This window comes from Brevibacillus sp. FSL K6-2834 (assembly GCF_038592925.1).
GTDB classification, from domain to species: Bacteria; Bacillota; Bacilli; order Brevibacillales; family Brevibacillaceae; genus Brevibacillus; species Brevibacillus borstelensis.
Map to the genome: position 1 here is coordinate 5,558,456 of NZ_CP151945.1, position 24,783 is coordinate 5,583,238.

Annotated in this window: 21 protein-coding genes and 1 riboswitch; of the genes, 11 read left to right on the top strand and 10 right to left on the bottom strand. The window is 50.0% G+C overall.

Annotated features, from left to right (window positions below; genetic code table 11):
* Positions 1–98 precede the first annotated feature (98 nt).
* Both NST96_RS26755 and NST96_RS26760 read right to left on the bottom strand, forming a co-directional pair.
* On the bottom strand, positions 99–2,540 hold the full coding sequence (locus NST96_RS26755) for an EAL domain-containing protein (protein WP_339166890.1): 2,442 nt from the start codon (positions 2,538–2,540) through the stop codon (positions 99–101).
* Between the two features lie 519 nt (positions 2,541–3,059).
* Positions 3,060–3,980, bottom strand: a complete 921-nt coding sequence (locus NST96_RS26760; protein WP_003388756.1) for a LysR family transcriptional regulator — start codon at positions 3,978–3,980, stop codon at positions 3,060–3,062.
* A gap of 110 nt (positions 3,981–4,090) precedes the next feature.
* On the opposite strand from NST96_RS26760, the gene NST96_RS26765 reads away from it, so the two are divergent.
* From NST96_RS26765 to glpT, 5 genes are all read left to right on the top strand, one after another.
* Positions 4,091–4,465: a CidA/LrgA family holin-like protein gene (locus NST96_RS26765; RefSeq protein ID WP_024983668.1), complete on the top strand. Its 375-nt coding sequence runs from the start codon at positions 4,091–4,093 to the stop codon at positions 4,463–4,465.
* Positions 4,462–5,148 (top strand): CidB/LrgB family autolysis modulator, encoded by a 687-nt coding sequence (locus tag NST96_RS26770; protein WP_171506841.1) that lies wholly within the window; start codon positions 4,462–4,464, stop codon positions 5,146–5,148. The genes NST96_RS26765 and NST96_RS26770 overlap by 4 nt, the downstream gene beginning before the upstream one ends.
* A 592-nt stretch (positions 5,149–5,740) precedes the next feature.
* Positions 5,741–5,935, top strand: a complete 195-nt coding sequence (locus NST96_RS26775) for a hypothetical protein (RefSeq protein WP_307723565.1) — start codon at positions 5,741–5,743, stop codon at positions 5,933–5,935.
* Between the two features lie 113 nt (positions 5,936–6,048).
* Positions 6,049–8,610, top strand: coding sequence for an ATP-binding protein (locus NST96_RS26780; RefSeq protein WP_342405113.1), 2,562 nt, complete (start codon positions 6,049–6,051; stop codon positions 8,608–8,610).
* Between the two features lie 291 nt (positions 8,611–8,901).
* On the top strand, positions 8,902–10,266 hold the full coding sequence (glpT, locus tag NST96_RS26785; protein WP_003388760.1) for a glycerol-3-phosphate transporter: 1,365 nt from the start codon (positions 8,902–8,904) through the stop codon (positions 10,264–10,266).
* A gap of 196 nt (positions 10,267–10,462) precedes the next feature.
* Here glpT and NST96_RS26790 read toward each other — a convergent pair whose 3' ends face one another.
* Entirely contained in the window at positions 10,463–11,515 is a 1,053-nt protein-coding gene (locus NST96_RS26790; protein WP_003388762.1) for an NAD(P)/FAD-dependent oxidoreductase, read from the bottom strand.
* Positions 11,516–11,705: 190 nt separating this feature from the next.
* Between NST96_RS26790 and NST96_RS26795 the strand changes: the two genes are divergently transcribed.
* The 4 genes from NST96_RS26795 (at position 11,706) to NST96_RS26810 (ending at position 15,546) form a co-directional block, all read left to right on the top strand.
* Positions 11,706–12,497, top strand: coding sequence for an ABC transporter ATP-binding protein (locus NST96_RS26795; protein ID WP_003388764.1), 792 nt, complete (start codon positions 11,706–11,708; stop codon positions 12,495–12,497).
* A gap of 4 nt (positions 12,498–12,501) precedes the next feature.
* Positions 12,502–13,425, top strand: a complete 924-nt coding sequence (locus NST96_RS26800; RefSeq protein ID WP_003388765.1) for an iron-hydroxamate ABC transporter substrate-binding protein — start codon at positions 12,502–12,504, stop codon at positions 13,423–13,425.
* A gap of 106 nt (positions 13,426–13,531) precedes the next feature.
* A complete protein-coding gene (locus tag NST96_RS26805) occupies positions 13,532–14,542 on the top strand; it encodes an iron ABC transporter permease (RefSeq protein ID WP_003388766.1) in 1,011 nt (336 codons plus the stop codon).
* On the top strand, positions 14,539–15,546 hold the full coding sequence (locus NST96_RS26810) for an iron ABC transporter permease (RefSeq protein ID WP_251247329.1): 1,008 nt from the start codon (positions 14,539–14,541) through the stop codon (positions 15,544–15,546). The genes NST96_RS26805 and NST96_RS26810 overlap by 4 nt, the downstream gene beginning before the upstream one ends.
* Before the next feature lie 162 nt (positions 15,547–15,708).
* Here the strand turns inward: NST96_RS26810 and NST96_RS26815 are convergent, their stop codons facing one another.
* Genes NST96_RS26815 through NST96_RS26825 form a run of 3 tightly spaced genes read right to left on the bottom strand, consistent with a single transcriptional unit; the run spans position 15,709 to position 18,602 of the window.
* On the bottom strand, positions 15,709–16,350 hold the full coding sequence (locus NST96_RS26815) for an SDR family oxidoreductase (RefSeq protein WP_251247328.1): 642 nt from the start codon (positions 16,348–16,350) through the stop codon (positions 15,709–15,711).
* 48 nt (positions 16,351–16,398) lie between these two features.
* Positions 16,399–18,048, bottom strand: a complete 1,650-nt coding sequence (locus NST96_RS26820) for a DUF4179 domain-containing protein (protein ID WP_122958811.1) — start codon at positions 18,046–18,048, stop codon at positions 16,399–16,401.
* Positions 18,045–18,602: a sigma-70 family RNA polymerase sigma factor gene (locus NST96_RS26825; protein ID WP_024983663.1), complete on the bottom strand. Its 558-nt coding sequence runs from the start codon at positions 18,600–18,602 to the stop codon at positions 18,045–18,047. Before NST96_RS26825 ends, NST96_RS26820 begins: the two co-directional genes overlap by 4 nt.
* A 182-nt stretch (positions 18,603–18,784) precedes the next feature.
* Here NST96_RS26825 and NST96_RS26830 point away from each other — a divergent pair, with 182 nt between their 5' ends.
* Complete coding sequence (locus tag NST96_RS26830) at positions 18,785–19,780, top strand: DUF4367 domain-containing protein (RefSeq protein WP_227277640.1); 996 nt, start codon at positions 18,785–18,787, stop codon at positions 19,778–19,780.
* Positions 19,781–20,034: 254 nt separating this feature from the next.
* Here NST96_RS26830 and NST96_RS26835 read toward each other — a convergent pair whose 3' ends face one another.
* From NST96_RS26835 to NST96_RS26850, 4 genes are all read right to left on the bottom strand, one after another.
* A complete protein-coding gene (locus NST96_RS26835) occupies positions 20,035–20,775 on the bottom strand; it encodes an amino acid ABC transporter ATP-binding protein (RefSeq protein WP_024983661.1) in 741 nt (246 codons plus the stop codon).
* Positions 20,776–20,795: 20 nt separating this feature from the next.
* Positions 20,796–21,536, bottom strand: coding sequence for an amino acid ABC transporter permease (locus NST96_RS26840; protein ID WP_171506847.1), 741 nt, complete (start codon positions 21,534–21,536; stop codon positions 20,796–20,798).
* Between the two features lie 85 nt (positions 21,537–21,621).
* A complete protein-coding gene (locus NST96_RS26845; RefSeq protein WP_003388774.1) occupies positions 21,622–22,458 on the bottom strand; it encodes a transporter substrate-binding domain-containing protein in 837 nt (278 codons plus the stop codon).
* Positions 22,459–22,571: 113 nt separating this feature from the next.
* Positions 22,572–22,757: riboswitch (Lysine riboswitch) on the bottom strand.
* 140 nt (positions 22,758–22,897) lie between these two features.
* Positions 22,898–23,176, bottom strand: a complete 279-nt coding sequence (locus NST96_RS26850; protein WP_152562218.1) for a hypothetical protein — start codon at positions 23,174–23,176, stop codon at positions 22,898–22,900.
* 471 nt (positions 23,177–23,647) lie between these two features.
* On the opposite strand from NST96_RS26850, the gene NST96_RS26855 reads away from it, so the two are divergent.
* Entirely contained in the window at positions 23,648–24,781 is a 1,134-nt protein-coding gene (locus NST96_RS26855; protein ID WP_003388777.1) for a DUF418 domain-containing protein, read from the top strand.
* The last annotated feature ends 2 nt before the right edge of the window (positions 24,782–24,783 follow it).

A 24,783-nucleotide genomic window follows, 5' to 3' on the forward strand; every position in this document is an offset into this window, starting at 1 on the left:
CCATACAGAAAAATCCCGTCTCACTTTGCTGATGAGACGGGATTTCTTTTTGGCAGGCCTATGCGAACATCGATCCTGGCTGATTGCCAGCTTGTCCACTATTGATAGCTGGGCAAACGGTTGGGGACAAAAAACGTTTTTTCCACCTCACTGGCAGACAATGGGCTGCTGAAATAATACCCTTGAATTTCGTGGCAGTCATTTTCCGTGAGAATGTCGAGCTGATCCTTGGTTTCGATTCCTTCCGCGATCACATCCAGCTTCAGATGCTGTGCCATGGAAATGATCGTCGCGACGATTGCTTTGTCGTTGTGGTTTTCGGATATATCGGTGATGAAGGAACGGTCGATTTTCAATTTGTGGATCGGGAACTTTTTCAAATAGCTAAGCGAGCTGTAGCCCGTTCCAAAGTCGTCCAGACTGATCCTCGTCCCGATCTTGTTCAGCTCCTCCAGAATGCTGATCGATACGGCCGGGTCCATCATCATGCTCTCGGTAATTTCCAGCTCCAGGTATTGGGGCTCCAGCTTTGTTTCCTCGAGGATTTTGACGATGTACTCGACCAGGTTCGGCTGATGGAATTGATGAGAGGAGAGATTGACGGAGACAGGTATCAAAGGACCGCCTTCATCATGCCATTTTTTCATTTGCCGGCATGCTTCGCTCAGAACCCATGTACCGATTTCGTAAATCAAGCCGGTCTCCTCTGCGATTGGAATAAATACGCCGGGAGACAGCATCCCTCTGGTGGGATGATTCCATCTGACCAGCGCCTCCACTCCGATCATTCGGTTGCTTTGGGCATGGAATTGCGGCTGGTAGTACACGACCAGCTCGTTGCGTTCAATCGCTTTTCGAAGATCGCTCTCCAGGCCGATATTCTCCAGCAGTTGAACGTCGAGATCCGGCGAGTAAAATTGATGTCCGTTCTTGCCCTGCTTTTTCACCTTGTACATCGCCGTATCCGCTTTTTTCAGAAGCTCGACGGCATCCCTGCCATGAACCGGAAACAGTGCGGTTCCGATGCTTGCAGATATGTAGAAGTCGTTGTCTTTCAAATGGAAGGGCTTCTTCAGCGCTTCGATGATCCGTTCCGCCAGCTCTGCCGCTTCCTCGCCTTCCGGGCCGGTATTGCAGAGGATGATAAACTCATCTCCCCCCATGCGGGCAATCGTTGCTTCGAACCCCTCGGCGCTCTTGACGATTCTGTCGCTTACGCCCTGCAAAAAGATATCTCCATACGTATGTCCGAGTGAATCGTTGATCATTTTAAAACGGTCAATATCCAGAACCATCACGGCAAAGGTGGATGAGTCCCGATTGCTTTGCTCAATGGACTGATCCAAGCGCTCATTGAGCTTCCTCCGATTGGGCAAGCCCGTCAATTCATCGTGATAAGCCAAATGTTTGATTTTCTTTTTGGCTTTGCTTTCTTCCGTTATATCCTTTATGAAAATATGATTTCCGACTATTTTGCCATCTATCTCCACAGGGATATTCATTACGCTCAGCTCGACCAAATTACCGTTCGGTTGAACAAAAGAGGTCTCAAAGTCTTTGGGCAGCAGCCTGGATGATTGCTCATCCACTGCGTCTGTTTTCGTCTTATCTTTGGCGCTCATGTCCAACCCGATCGCAGAAAAGTGCTTGTTGAGGTAATCTTCTGCCTGAATGCCGATCATTTTGGGGACAGCAGGGTTCATATTAATGATGGTCCCGGCCTTATCCAGAGAAATAATGCCGTATTCGTTATTTTTATATAGCGAACGATACCAGCTTTCATTTTCCTGGATGACCAGGTCCTTTTGCGACAGCCGTTTGTTGATGAATACGCCTGCCAGTGTAATGCCCAATAGCAGGAAGGTAGCAAGGACAATGATGTAGGCAAGCGTTTCCGTTTCGATTTGCACCTCGACACCATACTGGTGCTCGCTCGCATGGAAATGGGCCGCAACCATGCCCGTATAGTGCATCCCCGCAATCGCCGCCCCCATAATGAGCGAGCTGCCGAGCTTGTACAAGTAGGCAAATCGGGATTGGTCCTTGCGGAAATAAAACAGGAGCCACAAGGCCGCAAACGAGGCCGTAGCGGCAATGACAACAGAAAGGATAACGAGCCCCTTGTCATAGGTAATGCCGATCATCATCGCTGCCATCCCGGTGTAGTGCATCCCGGATATGCCGCCGGCCATCAATACGCCGGCGATGGCAAGCTCCTTGACCTCCAGCTTGTTTCTCGATACGGTCAAAAGGGCAATGCCTGAGACAAAAATGGCGAAGAGAACAGATAGGATGACAAGCGAAAGGTCGTAGAGCACTTTGACGGGCAGGGCAAGGGCTAGCATCCCGACAAAATGCATGGACCAGATGCCCAGCCCCATCGACATGGCGCCAAAAACCAGCCAAAGCAATCTATGCTTCCCGCGGCTTACATTCACCCTTCCGGCCAGATCAAGCGCGGAATACGAGGCTGTGACCGCAATTAAATAGGAGAGGATAACCAAAAACGTGTCGTACGTCCCATGTATCTGATGATCCATAACTTCTCACCTGCTTTCTTTGTTCAGCTGACCATCAGGCAGAAAACCACTCTCGAGTATACGGATCGGACTCACACAATTAGACGCTTGCCGCCGCCCTTTGTAACATACCTGCGGAGGCAACCACTTGGTCGGTTGCCATTCCAATCTCTTCAGCCATTTGAAATGGCTAGCAGACCTTTTCTTTCCTCCAAAGACATGTATAAGGCTTGAAAATGGACAGGTTCCCATTTATTTTACCAACTCCTTTTCCCCGTTCAAAACGCTTTTCTGAAAAAGACGTTTTTTTCACTGATGACTGGTTGCGGACTTATCATACAACACCGTTCTGAAACTTTTATGAAAGTCACAGCAGAATGAAAAAGACCCCGACTGCTTTACAGACGAGGTTCGTGTATGTTCCCATCTTTTTCGCTGCTTTCGGACGTTTCCTCTCCCGGCAAACGTACCGGCGCTGCATGGCGCTTCTGAGCCCCCGGAACGGTTTCCCGCCAGACCTGTTCCCATGGAAAAGCCCGATCAGCCATGCTCGCGCGGGTGTTTGTTTTTGCCCCTCCACTCCTCGAAAAGATTCTGGGTAAACCGGATCCATTCCCGTGCGGCAAACGAAAGGTACCGATCCTTGCGCCAAATGATGACCAGGTGCCAGGGGATCACGGGCTGATCGAGAGGCAAAACCCGAATCCGCTCCTCATCAAGCTCGCGACAGATCGGTTCGGGGAGCAAAGCAATGCCGAAATTGGCCGCCACCATCTCGCTGATAAAATCCCACTGGGAGCTTTCATAGATGACCTTCGGTTGAAACCCCGCTTGTACGCACTCTGCCGTAATCCGGTCATGGAGGGCAAAATCCTCGCGAAAGAAAACGAAATCCTCTTCAGCCAGTTCGGATAACGACACCGCTTTTCTGTCGGCCAACCGATGAGAGGGATGGACGAGCAGCATCAGCTTCTCCTTTACAAGCGAAAAGGAATGAAACAGCTCCTCATTTGTCGGCGACAGCACGACTCCTATATCCAACACGCCGGTTTCCACATCCGCTTCCACTTTCTTTGCCCCGTCTTCCACGAGCTGAATCGTGATAGCGGGATAGTGCTCCCGGAACTTCCCCAGCACATTGGGGAAAAAGCTCGACCCGATCATCGGCGGCAATCCGATGCGAATGTGCCCCTTTTTCAGGTTCATCAAGTCCCCGAGTTCGGCTGACAGGTTTTGGAAGGAATGCACAATATCCTGCGCCTGAACGAACAGAATTTCCCCGGCATCCGTCAATTCCAACTGCTTGCCCAGGCGGTGAAACAGCACAACCCCCAGATCCTCCTCCAGGTTTTTGACCATTTTGCTGATGGTCGGCTGTGTGATGTACAGTGCCCGCGCTGCTTTCGTAAAGCTCTTGTATTGAGCCACCTTTAGAAAATATTGCAAATGGCGAATATCCATGTACGGTCTCCTCATTTATGCATAGATAAAATGAATGTCAGTCATTCTATCTATTCATTTTACCTATGCAAACAGATCATGTAAACTTTTCACAGAAAGGAGGGAGCGATGTGGCAACCCTGCTGAAAAGCGCGGGACAAGTGATTCTGCTTTGCGCATTTTCCCTGCTCCTGCACAAGCTGGTCGATTTCTTTCAACTGAAAATTCCGGCCAGCATTTTGGGCATTTTGATTGTCTTCATCCTTCTGCAAGCAAAATGGATTCGCCTGGACTGGATCGAAGCAGGCGCCCAATGGCTGCTGGCGGAGCTTTTGCTCTTCTTCATTCCCTCCGCTGTGGGCATCATGAAATACAAAAGCGTCTTGCTCAGTGACGGCGTCTACGTCACGTTGGTGATTGTCGTCAGCACCGTCATCGTCATGGCCAGCGCAGGACTGGTCGCGAAAAAAATTGGCGAGAAAAAGGAGAGGACTCCGCTGCCATGATTGCTTTTCTGAGTCTCATCCTCACCATCATCCTGTACTGGGGCGCAAAGCGGTGCTACCGCCTCAAGCCAAAGGTTTACCTGTCTCCACTGCTGACGGCACCGCTATTGATCGTCGCGTTACTAGTATGGACAGATACACCCTATGACTCTTATCAGACGGGGGCGAAATGGCTGAGCGACATGCTTGAGCCGGCTACGATCGCTTTTGCCGTCCCGCTGTACAAATATTTTCACATTCTGAAAAAACATGCGGCCGAGATCATCGTCAGCGTGCTGTCCGGTTCGGTTGCAGCGATTGTTTCTTCGCTGTTCATCGCCCGGCTGCTCCATCTCAACATGCAAATTGTCGACAGTCTCATTCCGCGCTCCGTCACCACCCCCATCGCGATGGGCGTATCGGCGAGCATCGGCGGAGTTCCGGCGATCACTGCGGTATTTGTGATCATGACGGGCCTTCTCGGGTCTGTTATCGGACCGATGGTCATCCGCTTGCTGCGGATCGAAAACGACATTGCCCGCGGCGTGCTTCTCGGCACAGCGGCCCATGGAGCCGGTACGTCCAAGGCGTTCGAGTTTAGCCCGATCACTGGCACGATTTCCAGCTTGTCGATGATTTTAGCAGCGCTGATGACGCTGGGCGTGGCCCCGTGGCTCGTGCCCGTTTTGGCCGGCGTATTTTGAACGACAAAAGCCGCTTCGATGTCGAAGCGGCTTTCTTGTTTTTCGTGCAGACCTTTAGATCTTCTTCACAAATTCCGATTTCAACTGCATCGCTCCAAAACCGAATCAAAAAAACCCCATCCTCGTAGATGTACGACGAGCTGCATTTCGGGCAATTCGGCAATGTCGACATGTTTCCTTGGTTTATAGCCCCCATTGTAACAAAAACGGCTTCAGGAATATAGCGCCAATCCCGTTTAACAAACCAAGAGGCAAAGCACGGTAGTCATGTGCCTGCTCCTTTCCTCAAGCCCCCTGGCAAGCATTTGGAAAAAGGGAAACATGTGAAGTAAAGCGAATCTATTGGCACATGATGCAAATTCTCAAAAAACCCATATTCAAATACGTTTTGACAACTCTCTTTTTTATCTCTGTCCTCCTAAGCCTGCGGTCGCTCTGGTCCGAAGTGTTTCGTACCGCAGAGCATCCCGATGCAGTACAAGGCGTGCTTGACATGCGCGGCTGGCCTTTCGAGGAATCTCCCACCATCGCGCTGAATGGGGAATGGGAGTTTTACCCCGGGGAACTTGTCTCGCATGAAGATATAGCACGGATGTCAACGAAGCGACCGCATTTTATCCAGGTTCCCGGAGATTGGCGAAGCGCTTTCCCGGCAGGTTCGGAATCGTCGTTTGGTTACGGGACTTACCGGCTCCGCATCCTGATCGATAAGCCTTTGGATCAGCCTTATGCCTTTTGGTTTCGCGATCTCGAGGCTCATCCGCCGTTGAAATCAACGGTAAGATAGGAGCTGCCATAGGCCAGCCTGCGGAGAAGGCGGAGGGGTATTGGCCAAGGAATGTCTCCTATACAGCTTCCTACACGTCAGAAGGAGAAAAAGAAATCGAGCTGCTTATTCGTGTGGCTAATTTTGACAACCCAATTGAAGGAGGTATCGCCAAATCCATCCGCTTTGGATCACAGGCGGCACTGGATACCGAACGCTGGTATTCCATCGGCTTTCAGCTTGTTACGTTCATCGTCTTGATCCTGCATAGCATGTACGCCTGCATCCTGTTCCTGTTCAATCCAAGACGGCAAAAGGCGTTCCTGGTTTTCTTCTTTCTGCTGGTAGCATCCTCTATTTCGGTTGTTTCGGATCACGACCAGTTGCTGCCGCTGGATTATGCCGGGGTGCTGAAAGCCAGACTTCTTTCCTATATGTGGATGTCCTTTTTCATCCTGCTGCTGGCCAGAATATTTTCCGGTCACGCAGGTTTCGCCAAACTGTTTCGGACGTATACCGCTATTCTCGTCCTGTATTCAACTGTTGTGCTGGCTGGGTCTCCAGCGCTCATTTACTATACGTTCGAAGCCAAAGTGTTCACCGTTCTTTATTTGTTTCCATTGATCTGGTTTATCTTTATCATCGCGAAAATGATCATCCAAAACCAGCAGGATGCTATTTTTCTGCAGCTCACCGCCACCAGCATCATATCGAGCGCTGTGTGGGGTGCGTTTAATTTTTATATGGAAATAACCAGCGTCTACTATCCCATCGATGTGTTCGCAGCCATTGTCGGATTCTCCGCTTACTGGTTTAAAAAGTACTTTCGCAACTCCGAGGAAAACATCAAGCTGAACGAACAGCTGACCAGAGCGGACAAAATGAAGGATCAGTTTTTGGCCAACACATCGCATGAGCTGAGGACACCGCTGCACGGAATCATGAATATCGCACGGAACATCGCAACCAAGCAGAAGCACGCGATGGACAACGAAGCCCTGGAGGATTTGGAGCTGCTGATCACAGTCAGCCGTCGAATGTCCCATCTGCTGGACGATCTGCTCGACATCGTACGGATTAAGGAAAACCGCATCTTGCTGCAAAAGGAGCCGTTGCCTGTTCAATCTGTTGTCTCCGGCGTGTTCGGGATGCTGAGATTTATGGCGGAAGGCAAGCCCGTTCAGCTAAAAATGGACATTGACGAGTCGATGCCCCCCGTTTTGGCGGATGAAAAGCGACTCGTTCAGATCTTGTTCAATTTGCTGCATAACGCGCTCAAATTTACCGAAGAAGGGACCATTTCCGTTTCAGCCAGGGTTCTGAATGGGCGTGCCGTTATTCACGTGTCCGACACGGGTGCGGGTATGGACGAAGAAACGCAGGCACGGGTTTTTCTGCCTTACGAGCAGGGAGCCCGCGGAAAAGGCGATAGCCGCGGAATCGGGCTCGGCCTCAGCATTTGCAAACAGCTGGTGGAGCTCCACGAGGGTGAATTCACGGTTCGCTCAGAGATCGGCAAAGGCTCCGTGTTCAGCTTCTCGCTCCCTTTGGCCGACTCGCAAAGTTTGCCCGCTGTGAAAAGCTCTCCTCCTCCCCGGACAGAAGCTTTTGAGGAAACCGCAGTCTCCCGTTTTTCTACGGAAGCTGCGCCCAACGAACGAACTTCCGAGCCGCTTGCCTTGCCGTCTTTCGGGGAGGAAAAAGCAAACATACTCATTGTCGATGACGATCCCGTCAATTTGAAGGTGCTCGCTGGCATCCTCTCAGCAGAGGCGTACCACGTCAGGTCGGCTACTTCGGCTCGCGAAGCGCTGGAAATCCTGTCTACGCAGCAGTGGGATTTGCTGGTCACGGATGTCATGATGCCGCAAATGTCCGGCTATGAATTGACACAAAAGGTACGGGAGCGCTTCACTGCCGCCGAGCTCCCCGTTTTGCTGCTGACGGCCCGCAGCGAGCCGGAAGACATCTATACCGGATTTATGTCTGGGGCCAATGATTACGTCACCAAGCCGGTCGACGCTCTGGAGCTCAAATACCGGATCTGGTCTCTTATCGCATTAAAGCAGTCCGTCAATGAACGGCTGCGGATGGAGGCTGCCTATTTGCAGGCCCAGATCCACCCGCATTTCCTGTTCAATACGCTGAATTCGATCATGGCGCTGAGCGACCTGGATATAGAGCGGATGCGCAAACTCGGAGAGGCCTTTACGTCCTACTTGCGGATCAGCTTTGACTTCCTCAGCACAGGAAAGCTAGTGGCGCTTTCTCATGAACTGGAGCTGGTGCATGCCTATCTCTACATCGAGAAAGAGCGGTTTGAAGAAAGGCTGTCCGTCCAGTGGGAAGTTGATCCCCACCTGGATTTGCTTCTTCCTCCCCTTTCGATTCAGCCACTGGTCGAAAATGCGGTCAGACATGGTGTCCTGAGACGGGCCAAGGGCGGGAACGTACTGATCCGGATTGTTCGCCAAACAGATTCTACGCTCATTGAGGTAAGAGATGACGGCGTCGGGATGGAGCAAGAAAAAATCCGCCACATTTTGGACCCGGTCCAAAATTCCAAAGGCGGCATCGGACTTTCCAACACGAATCGCCGGTTAACCCAATTGTATGGACAAGGACTCTCTATTCAAAGCAAGGCAGGCGAAGGCACCTCTGTGTCTTTCGTCATTCCGGATCGCAATCGCCAATGAAGGTGATCCGGAATGAGAAAAGAATGAGAAAAGAGATTCCTCTCAGCCATGGGGGTTGTAGGGAGAAAAACCCCCATGGTTTTCCAATGCAGAGACGAGGCGAAAACACGCAACACCTCATTGACAACGTTTACAACGAATAATAAAATACACGTAATGACAAGTTAACTATGATGGAGATTCGGAGACTCATACTTTTTGGCACTTTCAGTTATGAAAGGGCTTTTAAAGTATGAGTTTTTTGCTGTGCATGGTTTATCTTTGTTAAATTTTTTTAGAGGAGGAGAAAAAATGCTATCACTATTTCGGCCTGCGCCACCTATCGAAAGACTGCCTGACGAGAAAATTGATTCTGAGTATAAAAAGTACAGGCTGAAAGTTTTTCTGGGAATCTTCATCGGTTATGCAGCGTATTATCTTCTTCGCAAAAACTTCTCGCTTGCCATGCCGTATCTGACCGAGGAAGGGTTTTCAAAATCCGAGCTTGGCTTCGCCCTGTCAGCCATTTCGATCGCCTACGGGATCAGCAAATTTGTCATGGCTATCATATCGGACCGAAGCAACCCGCGAATGTTCCTGCCAGCCGGTTTGATTCTTTCTGCCATCATCAGTTTACTGATGGGATTCGTCCCTTTCTTCACTTCTTCTGTGACGATCATGTTTGTCATGCTGTTCCTGAACGGTTGGTTCCAGGGTATGGGATGGCCTCCATCCGGGCGTGTCCTTGTCCACTGGTTCAGCATTAGCGAACGCGGAAACAAGACGGCCATCTGGAACGTAGCCCACAACGTCGGCGGAGGGTTGATGGCGCCGATTGCTGTTGCGGGTGTGGCCCTGTTCGCCGGGCTTTCGGGAGGCTCCTCCTCCGGGTATGAAGGCGTGTTTATCCTGCCTGCTCTCGTAGCAGTTGTCATGGCTTTTGTCACGTATGCGCTGGTGCGCGATACTCCGCAGTCGGTAGGTCTGCCGCCGATCGAAGAATATCGCAATGACTATCCGACCAAAGAAAAGAAAACGTTTGAAACGGAATTGTCTACAAAGGAAATCCTGTTCAAATATGTACTGAATAATAAATGGGTCTGGGCAATCGCGATTGCCAACATTTTTGTCTACTTCGTACGTTACGGCGTTCTGGACTGGGCACCGACCTACTTGAGCGAGGAAAAAGGTTTTGACATGAGCAAGTCCAGCGTCGCCTACTTCCTGTACGAGTGGGCAGGCATCCCGGGAACGCTCTTGTGCGGCTGGATCTCCGACAAGCTGTTTAAAGGACGCCGGGGACCTGCAGGGTTTGTCTTCATGCTGGGCGTATTGATCGCTGTTCTTGTTTACTGGTTCAACCCGCCTGGACATTCCGTAATCGATATGATCTGCTTGATTGCAATCGGTTTCCTGATTTACGGTCCAGTCATGTTGATCGGTTTGCAAGCGCTTGATTTTGTTCCGAAAAAAGCTGCCGGAACCGCTGCCGGCCTTACGGGTCTGTTTGGTTACCTGGGCGGTACGGTTACAGCCAACGCCTTGATGGGTGTCATCGTTGACGCGTCCGGCTGGGATGCAGGGTTTATTTTGCTCACGGTTTCGTGCGCTTTGGCAGCTCTCGTATTTGCGCTTACATGGAATGTACGCGGACAAGAGGTTGTAAAAAATCAGTAAAAAACAAGCAATAACCAATAAATAAAAGGCTTCACTCCTTGAAGCAAGACGTCTTTTCAAAGCTCAAAGCCAGCATAGTCAAGGGCGCAGGGACAAATGAGCGCCCTTGACGCGATGGCAAAGAGAAACAGACGCTTCTCAGGGATGAAGCCTTTTTTATGTGCGGACGTACAGCCAGGCTGCGTATGTTTTCGTTTTACGATCTCATCATTTGTCTCACCAATTCACGATTGCGCTGTTTAAACACCTCATTGTGGGAGGAGACCATTGCGCTTTTGCCGGCATCCGGCTGGACAAATTGCTTTGCTTTGTTTACAGCGTTCGCAGCATCCTGGAAAGCCCCCGCGATCAAGTGCAGCTTCCCGTCGTAGTGCAAAATATCTCCGGCAGCGTAAAGTCCGGCTACCGAGGATTCGGAGTTGGCATTGCCGGAGACATAGAAGTCATCGACCAAGTCGATGTTCAGCGTGCTGTTTTTCAATAAGCCCGAATCTCGTTCATAGCCGTGATTGATAATGACTTCATCGACGGGCAAATACGAAACCTCTCCCGTTTCATGGTTCGTCAGCTCAACACTCTCGATTTCTTCGTGATTCGCCGATGCGACCAGCTTCGTAATCGACGTATGAAAAAAGCAGACAGCAGAGCTGTTCAAAAGCTGCGTGACCTGCGCTTCATGGCCCTTTAGCGCGTCCTTTCGGTACGTCAGGTACACTTTTTTCGCGATCGGCTCCAATTCGTTGGCCCAATCGATCGCAGAATTCCCTCCGCCGGAAATGATGACGGTCTTATCCCGGAAATACTTCAAAGACTTTACCGTGTAGTGCAAGTTGGCTACCTCAAATCTCTCGGCACCTTCGATCTCCAGCTTTTGCGGAGTCAATATCCCGCTTCCGACAGCGACGATCACTGTTTTTGAGTAGTGCTTTCGGCCAGAGGCCGCATGCAGGACAAAAATCCCTTCCTCGTCTCGGGTGATTGACTCTATTTTCTCGTTCAACACAACCTCCGGATGAAACGTCAATCCTTGCTTGACCAACTGCTCGATCAATTTCTCTCCGGTTATCGGAGTCAGCCCTCCCACGTCCCAAATCATTTTTTCCGGATAGACGTGAATTTTGCCGCCCAAATGCGGCTGGTATTCGATCAGCTTTGTTTTCATCTCCCGCAGCCCGCTGTAAAAAGTGGAGTAAAGCCCTGCCGGTCCCCCGCCTATCACTGTCACATCGAATAGTTCCTGACGCTCCATGTCCGATTCACTCCTTGACCAATAACATGCAATTGATTATCATTATCAACGAAGTATACACGCATTTCTTTGTTTTTACAATCCAGTGCAGCTATTGACAACAAAAAAGACGGATACTATATTATTTTTGGAAGCGATACTGATAATCATTATCACCTATTTCCATATTCCTGTAAACGGGGTGTGACACATGGTTCGGCTGTATACGGATAATGTAAGCATTGGCTACGGAGAGCGCTTGATTGTGAAAAACCTCAGCGTTCAGATTCCCGACAAAAAAATCACCACCATCATCGGTTCAAACGGCTGTGGAAAATCTACGCTGCTAAAAGCAATCACGCGCATTATTTCACATCAGTCCGGCGCAGTCATTCTGGACGGAGAAAGCATCGCCAAAGAAAACACCAAGCTGTTGGCGAAAAAAATGGCCATTCTTCCGCAAACGCCGGAGAGCGCCAGCGGACTTACGGTCGGCGAACTGGTCTCCTATGGCCGCTTTCCCTATCAAAAAGGCTTTGGGCGCTTGAGCAAAAGAGATTATGAAGTTATTGACTGGGCACTCGAGGTGACTGGAACAAAAGAGTTCAAGTTCCGTCCTGTCGACGCCTTGTCAGGCGGCCAGCGCCAAAGGGTGTGGATCGCCATGGCCCTCGCACAGGAAACGGAAATTATTTTTCTCGATGAGCCGACAACCTATCTGGATATGGCCCACCAGCTGGAGGTTCTGGAGCTGCTGCAGAGACTGAATGCGGAACAGGAGCGCACGATTGTGATGGTACTGCATGATTTGAACCAGGCCGCCCGCTTTGCCGACTTCATCATCGCCTTGAAGGACGGGGAAGTCGTGAAGGCGGGAGATTGCGAAGAAGTGATGACACCCGAGGTCCTTAAAAAAGTGTTTCGCATCGATGCGGAAATCGGGCGCGACCCGCGTACGAACAAACCGGTTTGCGTCACCTACAACCTGATCAAAGGAGATTAACGCGATGAAAAAGTTTTTGTTCCCCTTCTTTCTGCTGCTCTCCCTCATCGTCAGTGCCTGCAGCGGACAGCCGACTGAGCAAAAGGGAGCCGCATCCCCCGCGGAAACCGCTTCGGAAACGATTACCTACCAGTCGGAAAACGGGCCTGTTCAGGTGCCTGCCCACCCCCAGCGGGTGATCGTGCTGTCCAACTTCACCGGACACGTGCTGTCTCTTGGGGTGAACGTCGTAGGCACCGATTCATGGTCGTTAAAAAACCCTCGTTTTGCGGAAAAACTGAAAGACGCTCAAGAAGTGTCCGATGAGACGCTGGAAAAAATTATTGAGCTGCAGCCCGATCTGATCATTGGCCTGTCAAACGTCAATAACGTGGACAAACTGAACAAAATCGCGCCTACGGTTATCTACACGTACGGAAAGGTGGATTACCTGACGCAGTTCCTGGAGATCGGCAAGCTGTTGAACAAGGAAAAAGAGGCGCAAGCGTGGATCGATGACTTCAAGCAGCGGACCCAAAAGGTCGGAGCCGAGATCAGAGCGAAAATCGGTGAGGACAAAACCGTTTCCGTGCTTGAAAAATTCGACAAGCAGCTATATGTATACGGCAACAACTGGGGCCGCGGCACAGAGATTCTTTATCAGGAAATGAAGCTGAACATGCCCGAAAAGATCAAGGAAACAGCTCTCAAAAGCGGCTACTACGCGGTTTCATTGGAAGTTCTCCCCGAGTTCGTCGGCGATTACCTGATTCTCAGCAAGAACAAGGATACAGATAATTCATTCCAGGAGACCGAAACGTATAAAAACATTCCGGCGGTTAAAAACAATCGCGTTTTTGAAGCGCCTATGATGGAATTTTATTTTAACGATCCTCTAACACTGGAGTATCAACTGGAGTTCTTTACAAAAAGCTTTCTTGGCCGCTGATTGATCCTGCTTATCGTGCTGAAGGTTCCTATCAAGAGGGTTTTCCCTGATCGCCTGTCTCCTGTCAGGCCCCCTTTAATCCAAACAAAGAAAAGATGGTAGACAGATGACGAAAGAAAACCAACGCTCGATCCCATTTGGATACAAATTGATCGCGGGCTTGCTTTCATTTGCCGCCATGTTTGTGATCGCCATGGTATTCGGGGCCGCTGACACGACTATCGGCGACGTATGGCTGGCCATTGCTTCCGATGCGACTGGCGATACGCTCTCGATGATTCGGGAAATTCGTCTTCCGCGCGAGATTGGCGCCATTTTCGTCGGCTCTGCACTGGCGGTGGCCGGTGCCATCATGCAAGGGATGACGAAAAACCCGCTCGCTGACCCGGGTCTGCTCGGTTTGACGGCTGGCGCCAACGCGGCTCTGGCCGTCGCGATTGCCCTGCTCCCGTCCGCCAATTCCTTTCATCTGATGATCGCCTGCTTTATTGGCGCAGCGATCGGAGCGATACTGGTTTTCGGGATGGGTGCGATGAAAAAAGGCGGCTTTTCTCCACTGCGCATCGTCCTGGCCGGTGCTGCCGTGTCCGCGTTCCTGTACGCAGTCGCGGAAGGCGTCGGCATTTACTTTAAAATTTCCAAAGACGTTTCCATGTGGACCGCTGGCGGATTGATCGGCACGTCGTGGAGCCAGCTCGAAATCATTGTTCCGTTTATTGTACTCGGCATTCTTCTTGCGGTTTTCCTTTCCCGGCAGCTGACGATTCTCAGCCTGAGCGAAGAAGTGGCCGTCGGATTGGGTCAAAAGACGATGCAGATCAAGACGGTTCTGTTTGTTGTCATCATTCTGCTTACAGGCGCATCTGTGGCCCTGGTCGGAAACATGACCTTCATCGGACTGATGGTTCCCCATATCGTCCGGGCCATTGTAGGAACGGATTACCGCTTTATCATTCCGATGTCGGCGATAGCCGGGGGCTCATTCATGCTGTTTGCCGATATGCTCGGACGGACCATGAACGCCCCGTATGAAACGCCAGTGGCGGCTATCGTTGCGATGATGGGGCTTCCGTTTTTCCTGTTCGTCGTGCGCAAGGGAGGGAAAGCATTCTCATGATTCATCCCGCTTTGCTCCGAAAACAGCGCGTCGTGCTGTCTGTTCTGCTCGCTCTGATTATCGCGACCTTTGCCATCGCCATGGGTATCGGGTACTCCTCCCTGTCTTATGACCGGCTGATCCCGACGCTTCTCGGCCAAGGCACGTTCAAAGAGGAATTCGTGTTGTTTTCCATCCGTTTGCCCCGCATGATCGTCACCCTGCTTGCGGGGATGGCGCTCGCGTTGTCGGGCTCCATTTTGCAGGGCATCGCCCGAAATGACCTGGCCGATCCCGGAGTCATCGGCATCAACTCGGGAGCAGGCGTCGCCCTGGCCGTTTTCTTTTTGTTTTTCCCGGTGAAGGCCGGCACTTTTGTCTATTTGCTTCCGCTGGTCGCGTTTGCCGGGGCTATCGTCACGGCCTGCCTGATCTACCTGTTTTCCTACAGCAAAAAATCCGGTCTGCAGTCCGTGCGGCTCGTGCTGACCGGGGTTGGCTTTTCGATGGCATTGTCAGGCGTCATGATCGTGCTCATCTCATCTGCCGAACGCGAGAAGGTGGATTTTATCGCCAAATGGCTGGCGGGGAATATTTGGGGCTCGGACTGGCCTTTCATTTGGGCCATTCTCCCGTGGCTGGTGATCCTGGTTCCGTTTGCGTTCTACAAAAGCCAGCGACTGAATCTCCTCTCGTTAAACGAGCCTGTGGTGATCGGCGTCGGGCTGGAGATTGAAAAAGAACGTCTCGTGTTGCTGGTGACGGCTGTCGCGCTGGCTGCTGCGGCTGTTTCAATTACGGGAGGGATCGCGTTTATCGGACTGATGGCCCCCCACATCGCGAAGGCTCTCGTCGGCCCGAGACACCAACTGTCGCTCCCCATCGCGATTCTGATCGGCGGATGGCTGCTGTTATTCGCAGATACCATCGGGCACAATCTCGTGGACCCCGAAGGCATTCCGGCAGGGATCATGGTTGCTCTGATCGGAGCGCCGTACTTTATTTACCTGTTGCTGAGAAAATGACGCAAAACCGTTCAGTCAACCGTTTTGTTGCAACCAAAGGCTCATCCCCCTTACCTGAAAAATGGCGGATGAGCCTTTTCCTGCCCAACCTGTACCCCGTTCGTTTTCCTTGCCCAGGCAAGCAAACAGCCCGCACATACTCCCCTACTCCCGCCACGCGCTTTACAAGGAACCAACAGCCTCTTCAACAGGTGTTTCTCCCGACAGAAGTTCAAAGGTTTTACGGTATGTGTTTTCCGCATTGATGACTGCAACTATTACTTGGGCCACATCAGCACGGGGGATGCCGACCGTTCGATCTCCCGTTATCCGCTCGTCCGCTTGGATTTTCCCCGTTCCCGGAACGTCCAGCAGCCTGCCAGGCCGGATGATTGTATAGCTGAGCCTGGTTGATGCCAGCTTTTCATCGGCGTCTCCTTTTGCCTGATAGTAATGTCTCATCGATTCCGGCCCCTTTTCGGGCGTATCGGCGTTCATCGAGCTTACCATGATGAATCGGTCAATGCCTTTCCGCTCCGCCGCTTCAATCATTTTGATTGCTCCCAGGCGATCGACGAGCTCCGTTTTATCGCTGCCCGTATGCCCTCCCGAACCGGCTGTAAAGACAATAGCATCGACATTTTCCAGTGCATGGCTGAAATCTTCTTCTAGATCGGCGACGACCACTTCGCCACCCAACGCTTCCATTTCTTCCGTTTGATTTTTATCGCGAATCATCGCTACGGGATGGAAGCCTTTTTGGCCAAGCAAAGACACGACCTGCTTTCCTATTTTTCCGTGCGAACCTACCACTAACACATTCATATTGGATTCCCCCTTTGGGCGTATGCGGATTACTTTTGGCTATACCGATTATTGCCTGATCTGCCAAAGAAAATGTGCATTTTTATCAGGCAGCTTTATCTTCCACTCTCCACCGGGAAGCTGCCTTTCTACAAGGACAAGCGATAGCGTTACTTCTTTTGCCTCTTTGGGCACTTCTTTGACGATCAGGGTCGTCACCGTATGACTTCCCTTCTGATCCGAATAGCTTCTTGTTTTCTCTACATCAAACTCCGCTTTATACACGTTTCCCTCTTTATCCGTGACCAGCCATTCTGGAGGATCGTTGCCAATAGATTTCTGGATAGAATCAACCGTAATCCTGTAGGTAGAGAAGGCAGAGTCCGTTGCTTTTTCTTCCCGAACGTCTAGTACCTCGTAGTGATTCCCTTCGTATTCCCCTCCCCGTAAGCCTTCGCCATGAAGAGGAACAACCAGCGAGAAATCTGCCCTTTCGGTAATGAAGACGTCTTCCAAATGGAAAAACACGTCTTCTGCCGGTTCTTCAAACGGTGCGAAGTAATAGGTCATTTTGTTGCTGCCCGCTTGCTGCTCGTTTGAGCCGGGAAGTGTATAAATCAACCCCGACTCGAATTGATAATTGCTGTTTTGGCGGGAATCTGCGAGTATGTTGCCTTCTTTATCACGGATCGTAAATTCCGGGTGATGGGATGAGAGCAGTCGAGTGGCCACCTCTTCCCTTGCGCCCTTTGCTTTCAACTCTTCCACTTGCCGCACTATTTTCTCCCTTGCTTCCAAGGTCCACTCCGTCTCTACTTCCAATGCGGTCGCACTTGGCGCATATGTGATTTGTCCCAACTTGACGGTCATTCCCTTTGGGCTTGTGTACTGCTCTTCAACCTTCAGCTTTTTGGTTGCAGCAATACCTTTGCGCAAATCAACAGGAATCTCCATATTCAGATGGGTCTTATGCAGCTCCTTGGAACCGATGCCCTTAATCTCCAGATGGACTGTGACCTGCTCAGGGGGATTTTCGAGAGGAAACACCAGGTCTGCATACTTATCTGTCCTACGAAACAGCGGGCTTCGCCGGATTACCTTGTCATTTGCGTCCACAACATATACGTTGTTTGCTCCATAGGCAGGAAAAAACTGGTCCGGGAGTATCCGTCCTTGCGCATCCTCCAGGACATACGACAGCACAATCCTGGTGGGATCGGCTATGACTTCCTTTACCCGCAGCGTTATTCCGTTGTCCGACACCGCTTGATTCAGCTCGGTGGAGAAGCCTTGTTTTGCCGCTTGTCTCAAGCCTGCCTCGCCTGTGATGGTCTGGAAAAAGGAAGACAGAAAAGCAGCAAACGCAGGAGAAACCTGGGTACCGATCGCCATAACCAGCACAGCCGCCGCGACAACAGATGAGACTAGCAGTCCTCTCCTTTTGGCTGGCCCCCCGCCCTTCTTCAGCACTGGATCAGATTTTTCTACTTCTATTCCTTCGTCTTGGATTTGCTGCATCACCTCGTTTGCAAAATCGTCAGGGAGCATCTCCATCATCCATCCGTCCCGGATCAATTCAACCTCTTTACTCACCCTCGCATAGACAGCCTGGCATTTCCTGCAATGGCGCAAGTGAGCCTCCACCCGCAGAGTATCGGCCGCGTCTGTTTCCCGGTCTGCATAGGTGGGCAGAAGCGCTTGGCATTCCTCACATTTCATACGGACCACCCCTTTGGCGAGCAGCGCATGGTATTCGCTCGTAATTTTTGTTTGGCGCGATGCAGCTTTACCTGGATTGTACTGACGGGGATGCCAAGGATGTCGCTGATTTCCTGGTAAGAAAGGTCATTGCTATAGCGGAGAAGCAAGACAAGCCGATAGCTCTCTGGCAACGCGTCTAGCATTTCCCGCATTTCGGAAGCAAACTCCTTTTGAATATAGGCGCTTTCCGGCGTTTGTTCATTCGTCATCGAAAGCTGATCGATTTCATGAAAATCTACAGTCTGAAGCCTTTGACTTTTCTGCATATCAATGCAATGGTTGATCGCGATCCGACAGAGCCACGGGTAAAACTTTCTGTTCAGATCATAGCTGGCGAGCTTTTGAAACGCTTTTATAAAGCATTCCTGCGTCAGGTCTTTTGCCTCTTCTCTTGAGTGAACCATGCGGTACAGGACGTTGTATATTCTGTCTTTATATTTGGTAATGAGATGCGCATACGCCTGTTTGTTGCCGTCCAACACCTGAAGGACCCAGTTCCGATCTTCATCCATCGATGTTCCTCCTTTTCACGCTCCCTACCCAACCAATACTGAAAAACCAAACAAAAACTTACACCTTTTTTCCACAAATCGTCGAATGAGCCAATCAATCGTTTTTACTGTAAGATTCACAAGCGCAATTCAGTAATGAGGAGTGTATGCCAAATCATGTAAAAAACAGGAGGAATTCTGAAATGGAAAAGAAAACGAATCTCAAAAAACAAATTTCTGCGTATGCACTTGGAGCGATGTTGATCGTGTCGATTTCTCCGGCAAGTGCGGCGAGTGATGCAAAATCACCGCTCCCGCCATCTTCAGCACCATCCCTAAACCAAACGCAGTTGCCGAAACAACCTGCCTCTTCCAAAGCGGAAGACAAGGCTACCGTCATTTCCAGGCAAGCCGGATTCGAGCTGCACTTCCCCAGCTACACTCCGGGAGACAGGACGTCCGTTACTCTGATTTTCTCGGAAAAAACCAAACATGTCGCGAGTTCTTTTTTCAGTCAAACAGGATTGCCGTTCTATCTGGAAATGTGGAAAGGCGATATCGCCGCAGAAAGCAAAGGCTTGACCAGGATTGCAACCAAGAAGGGACCAGCTTACCAAGGAGCGCAAAAGGACGCGCACGGCGATGTACATGTGTTGATCTGGGAAGAGGAGAACGGAATCCTTTATCGTTTAACCAGCAAGCTTTCGCCCGAGGAATTGGTCAAAATCGCCGAGTCTGTGGAAAAAGGCAATAAAGTAAACGTCATTGAGGATTCGGACGAGGAGCAAGTACTGGTACATGAGCTAGATACCGCCAAAGCCTCGGAACTGTTTGGCGCGGCTGTCAAATTGCCTGCCTATCTACCCGGCAACGTGAAAAAAGAGTCCGTCAAAATTAGCGCCAACATCTACAAAGGCAGCTCGACCATCACGATTTACGATGGGGCAGCCGGAATAACAGGAAGCTACTTCTCTCTGGTGCACGAAAAGAGAGCTCTCTCGAAAGAGGATACTGCAGACATGAAGCCTATTCAACTGCTCCAGGGAACTGCCTTCGTCGGAACGGCACCTCTGTCAAGCTTTATGCATCCTGAATTAAAACAGCTCCCGGTATTGGTATGGGAAAAAGACGGCGTGGTGTATAGCCTGAAAGCGAACGCCCCCATTGATGAGTTAAAGAAGATGGCCGAGTCGCTGTAAACTTGCCTCCTGGTCTTGTGCGTAATCAATGTCCCCGGAGAATGGGCGCGATAAGTGTTTTCTTTACATGAACTTGCCAAATGTGATAACAAATACGAAAAGCCAGGCTCCCTCACCGGAGGAACCTGGCTTTTGGCGTAAAAACTGCCTTCACTGCGTTCTTTTTATAATGATGCGCGTGCAGGAGACGCTCACCGCTCAGCAACGTATCAGACACTCTGGAACGTATCAACATTCCGAAACGTATCAGACACTCAGGAGCTGCGCAACGTCCGCTTCAAGAATTCTCTCGTCCGCTCTTGAGTCGGATGGTTGAAAATTTGCTCGGGACTTCCTTCCTCTGCGATGACTCCCTTGTCCATAAAGACCACGCGATCGGAGACTTCCTTTGCGAACTCCATTTCATGCGTGACGATCAACATCGTCAGACCGGATTCGGCAAGCTGCTTCATCACCTTCAGCACCTCGCCCACCATTTCCGGGTCAAGCGCCGATGTCGGTTCATCGAACAGCATCACATCCGGCTCCATGGAAAGAGCCCGCGCAATGGCCACGCGCTGCTTTTGCCCGCCCGACAATTGATTCGGCCTGGCGTTCACATACTTGTCCATCCCGACAATTTTGAGATACTTCATCGCGACTTTTTCAGCTTCATCCTTGGATCGCTTTAACACCTTTACTTGCCCGACCACGCAATTGCTCAGCACATTGTGATTATTGAACAGGTTAAACTGCTGGAATACCATGCCCAGCTTTCGGCGGTAGGTGAAAATGTCGTGCTTCTCGTCTAAAATGTTTTCACCCTTATACATAATTTCCCCGCCGCTCGGCTTTTCCAATAGATTGATGCATCGAAGCAGCGTTGATTTGCCCGATCCGGAGGAACCGATAATCGTGACGACTTCTCCTTTTTTGACCGAAAAATCGATGTCCTTTAATACCTCGTGACTGCCAAAGTATTTGTTGACGTGTTTAATTTCTATGATGGCCTCCATATGCTCGCCTCCTTCCTCGATTATTTCTTGCCTTCTACCTGCACGGGATTCGCCATTACGGCGTAATTGTCCGGGCCTTCCAGCTTTCTTTCGAAATAGCGCAAAATTTTCGTGACGATCAGGGTCATGATGAAATACATCACACACGCAACAAAAAAGGACTCGAAATATCTGAAGTTATTCCCGGCAATCGATTTGGTCGTGAAATACAATTCGGTGACCGAAATGACATTGAGTACGGAAGTATCCTTGATATTGATGACAAACTGGTTCCCCGTTGCCGGCAGGATATTGCGAATCACTTGCGGCAGCACGACATTCATCATCGTTTGAACGTGATTCATCCCAATCGCATGGGCTGCTTCAAACTGTCCCTTGTCAATCGAAATAATCCCGCCGCGAACAATCTCGGCCATGTACGCTCCCGTATTAATCGACACGACGAAGACGGCGGCCAGAATCCGGTCCATATCAACCCCGAATGCCAAGGCGGAACCGTAGTAGATGACCATCGCCTGCACAATCATCGGTGTTCCCCGGAAAAATTCGATATACGTAGCTAGAATGGCATTGACTGCTTTCAAAATCGCCCTTTTGGCTCCCCGCTCCGGAACGGGGATCGTCCGGATAAGCCCGATCAATAGGCCAATGATGGCTCCCAAAATCGTTCCGAGCAAAGCGATGAATAGGGTCATTCCCGCTCCGCGAAGGAACATGGGCCAGTTTTCGGAAATGATTTTTACAATCCACTCGAAGCTCATCGTTCTCCTCCGTTCATGCAGGGAAGCTCCCCTGCCCTATGCGCATAAAACCGACTGCATGGAGATGCAGCCGGTTCGCAAGCGATTATTGTGCTGCTGGTTGATTTTTGATGGCTGTATCCATGATCCTGGTACGCTCTTCCTCCGAAATGCCGGATAAAATCTCATTGATTTTTTTCGTCCATTCACTGTCTTTTTTCACGCCGACAGCGATGGCCGTATCATCTTCCGAGGTCGTAAATCCATCCGTAAACTCGACCATGGCAAAGTTCGGGTTGGCCGTGGAGGCACTGACGGCTTCCGGACGCTCAGAGACGTAACCGTCAATCATTCCGGATTCAAGCGCTACGCGCATCGCCGGGAAGTTGTCCATCGCAGGCTCCTGAACGACGCCCTCGATTTGATTGATCACGGAATAGTGGAATGTATTCAATTGGGCAGTCACTTTTGCCCCTTTGAAATCCTGGATCGAAGTAGCGTTCTCGTATTTTCCGCCTTTTTTCACGACCATGACCAAATTGGATTTATAGTAGTTGTCCGAGAAATCGATCGTTTGTTTGCGCTCTGCAGTTGGAGACATCCCTGCAATGATCGCATCGATTTTGCCGGAGGTTAATGCAGGAACAAGGCCATCCCACTCCGTTTTCACGATGACCAATTTTTTGCCCAGGCCATCCGCAATCTTTTTCGCAATTTCTACATCGTATCCGCCTGCGTACTCCGCATTGCCGTCGATTTTCACAGCACCGTTGGAATCGTCCATTTGGGTCCAGTTGAACGGAGCGTATCCCGCTTCCATCCCTACCTTGAATGTTCCCTCATCGGTTGAGGCAGATTGCGAGCTGCCTCCGCCTGTCCCACATCCTGCGAGCAAAAGTACAGCGGATAGAAACATAGCTATGAATGATGACTGTTTTTTCATGGTTCATTTTCTCCTTTGGCTTCTGGTTTTTTGGCTGAAAAAATGCAAAAAGCGACCTGAGATAGACTCAGGTCGCACTACAAACATAGTTGCCCAAATACCTCTCTTTTCCCAGATGAGATAGCACAACTCAATAAATCGGGTCATTTATTGAGACAGTCCTGCAGCTCTTAACTGCAGACCCAGCAATGCAATACCGAGAAATATTGCAAGCTTCGGCGACATTTCCTTCTCCCTGGCATCAACGCTTTCTCGAACTCCGCCAAGGACTGTTAAATATCGCAACCTCTACCTCACTGTTTTAAGTGAGGTCCATATTCAATTATGTTTTTGAGTTTACAATGTTATGTTAATTCTGTCAACCTGGGTCTTTTCTCCAAATGATGCTGGCAGACTATTTTTTGCGTTCCTGTATGCGCAAAAAGACTTATTCCTCTCATCAATGTATGGGGGCGAGGCTCTCCATGAATGTTTTCCGCTCTTCTTCGTTGCTGTTTGACTGCAGATGATAATAGCGAAGCTCGTTGTATTTCGTCTGACTGTCCAAGTCTTGTTTCGGCAGAAATACTGCTTCCCACACACCTTGTTTGTTTAACGAATTATCCATATCGACCACATAATTGCCGACTATCTCAAACCGATCATCGGATTTCTGACTGTTGCCTTTATTTGCGTACCACTCGATCATCGGATGGTAGTCGTATGTTGATTTCTTCATTTGCAGAAGTTCAATGTACGTATCGCTGTTTACGTACGAGATTAAGAGAGACCCTTCATTTAGATCCAAGAGCGTTTTTTGTTCAGTATAACCATCCGGCAGAGACTCCGGTAAGAATACTTGAAAGCTCAGTTTTTTTATTTTATCAATGCTTACAGTAGAGCTCGCACAAGCAGCCAGCAGGAAACAGACGACGAACGGTACCAATCTCCTTATAAACATAGCATCACCCGTATTTTATCATTTGTTACTTACCATAGCGGGGACTCCCATCCTCTTCCTGTCCCTTGGAAAACAGCCTTGAGCCAATTCCACCAGCTGAGGCCGACCAGCAAACGGCTTGATTTGATTGCTTGTTACAAACTTTATGACACGAGTCATAAACATCTCTTTACAGGTGTGAATGTTCCCTCGCTCTTTTCATGGCTACACTAAGACTACATGAAATTCATACGCAAAAGGGTGAGGGATATGGAACAACGCAAAGAAAGAATCCGTCTTCTTGATATTCTGCGAGGCTTTGCAATCCTCGGGACGTTAGGGACAAACATATGGATTTTCGCCCATTTGGGGGATCTTACCTACCTTACGACATATGATTATTCTGGGTGGTGGGCAAAAGACGATCTCATCAGGATGATCGTGTTATTTCTCGTCAACGGGAAGCTGCTGGGATTGTTGACAATCATGTTTGGAGTAGGACTTGAGCTAAAATATCAGCAAGCCATTCGCAAAGGGAACGCTTGGCCTGGAATCTATATTTGGGTATCCTCGCTATTATTCCTGGAAGGCTTGCTGCATTTTACCCTGGTCATGGAGTATGACATCTTAATGAGCTATGGCATAACTGCAATGATCGTCGCCTACATCGTCAAAGGCGGCGACCGCTTGATATCCATAACGATGAAAGTGCTTGGAAGCCTGCATGCAACTGCCATCCTGGGGATCCTGGTGATTAGTCTGATTGATGCCAATATGACACTGCGCGGTTCTGACGAAGTCATCGCTCTTTATAGAGACGGCTCTTGGCTGCAGCAAGTCCATTATCGCCTGTCTCATTTCGTCCCGCTTAGATTGGAAGCGATCTTCACGATTCCCATGAATGTCTTTTTATTTTTGCTTGGTGTTCGCTTCATGCGTGCGGGGGTCTTTTCTCAAGATGAGAACGGCAAAAAACAGCGCGACAAGCTTTTCAAACTGGGAATGTTTATCGGCTTGCCTTTAAACCTGTTGATTTTTATCCCTGGAGGCGTTTTTGATCTCCCTGTTCGCTATTTATTCGCGCCCCTTCTTTCCGTAGGGTATTTGGCGATTATTGGAAGAATGATACAATATACGAAGTTGAATTGGCTTTGGGGCCTTCTTGAAAATGCCGGAAAAATGTCTTTAAGCTGCTATGTCATGCAAAATATCATTTGTTCCATTCTTTTCTACGGTTGGGGTTTTGCTCTTGGCGGAAAGCTGGATTCCGTGACAATTATCGTAGTTTGGATCGGAATATCCGTATTCCAAATACTGTTTGCAACGGCATGGCTTCAAGGTTTCAGGTTTGGACCTATGGAAACGCTCCGTAGACGTGCAATAGGGATTTTCGATACGAGATAACC

Coding starts and splice junctions, on each gene's coding strand:
- NST96_RS26755 (WP_339166890.1), bottom strand. CDS start 2,540: ATGGATCATCAGATACATGGGACGTACGACACGTTTTTGGTTATCCTC.
- NST96_RS26760 (WP_003388756.1), bottom strand. CDS start 3,980: ATGGATATTCGCCATTTGCAATATTTTCTAAAGGTGGCTCAATACAAG.
- NST96_RS26770 (WP_171506841.1), top strand. CDS start 4,462: ATGATTGCTTTTCTGAGTCTCATCCTCACCATCATCCTGTACTGGGGC.
- NST96_RS26775 (WP_307723565.1), top strand. CDS start 5,741: ATGTCAACGAAGCGACCGCATTTTATCCAGGTTCCCGGAGATTGGCGA.
- glpT (WP_003388760.1), top strand. CDS start 8,902: ATGCTATCACTATTTCGGCCTGCGCCACCTATCGAAAGACTGCCTGAC.
- NST96_RS26790 (WP_003388762.1), bottom strand. CDS start 11,515: ATGGAGCGTCAGGAACTATTCGATGTGACAGTGATAGGCGGGGGACCG.
- NST96_RS26795 (WP_003388764.1), top strand. CDS start 11,706: ATGGTTCGGCTGTATACGGATAATGTAAGCATTGGCTACGGAGAGCGC.
- NST96_RS26800 (WP_003388765.1), top strand. CDS start 12,502: ATGAAAAAGTTTTTGTTCCCCTTCTTTCTGCTGCTCTCCCTCATCGTC.
- NST96_RS26805 (WP_003388766.1), top strand. CDS start 13,532: ATGACGAAAGAAAACCAACGCTCGATCCCATTTGGATACAAATTGATC.
- NST96_RS26810 (WP_251247329.1), top strand. CDS start 14,539: ATGATTCATCCCGCTTTGCTCCGAAAACAGCGCGTCGTGCTGTCTGTT.
- NST96_RS26815 (WP_251247328.1), bottom strand. CDS start 16,350: ATGAATGTGTTAGTGGTAGGTTCGCACGGAAAAATAGGAAAGCAGGTC.
- NST96_RS26820 (WP_122958811.1), bottom strand. CDS start 18,048: ATGAAATGTGAGGAATGCCAAGCGCTTCTGCCCACCTATGCAGACCGG.
- NST96_RS26825 (WP_024983663.1), bottom strand. CDS start 18,602: ATGGATGAAGATCGGAACTGGGTCCTTCAGGTGTTGGACGGCAACAAA.
- NST96_RS26830 (WP_227277640.1), top strand. CDS start 18,785: ATGGAAAAGAAAACGAATCTCAAAAAACAAATTTCTGCGTATGCACTT.
- NST96_RS26835 (WP_024983661.1), bottom strand. CDS start 20,775: ATGGAGGCCATCATAGAAATTAAACACGTCAACAAATACTTTGGCAGT.
- NST96_RS26840 (WP_171506847.1), bottom strand. CDS start 21,536: ATGAGCTTCGAGTGGATTGTAAAAATCATTTCCGAAAACTGGCCCATG.
- NST96_RS26845 (WP_003388774.1), bottom strand. CDS start 22,458: ATGAAAAAACAGTCATCATTCATAGCTATGTTTCTATCCGCTGTACTT.
- NST96_RS26850 (WP_152562218.1), bottom strand. CDS start 23,176: ATGAAGAAATCAACATACGACTACCATCCGATGATCGAGTGGTACGCA.
- NST96_RS26855 (WP_003388777.1), top strand. CDS start 23,648: ATGGAACAACGCAAAGAAAGAATCCGTCTTCTTGATATTCTGCGAGGC.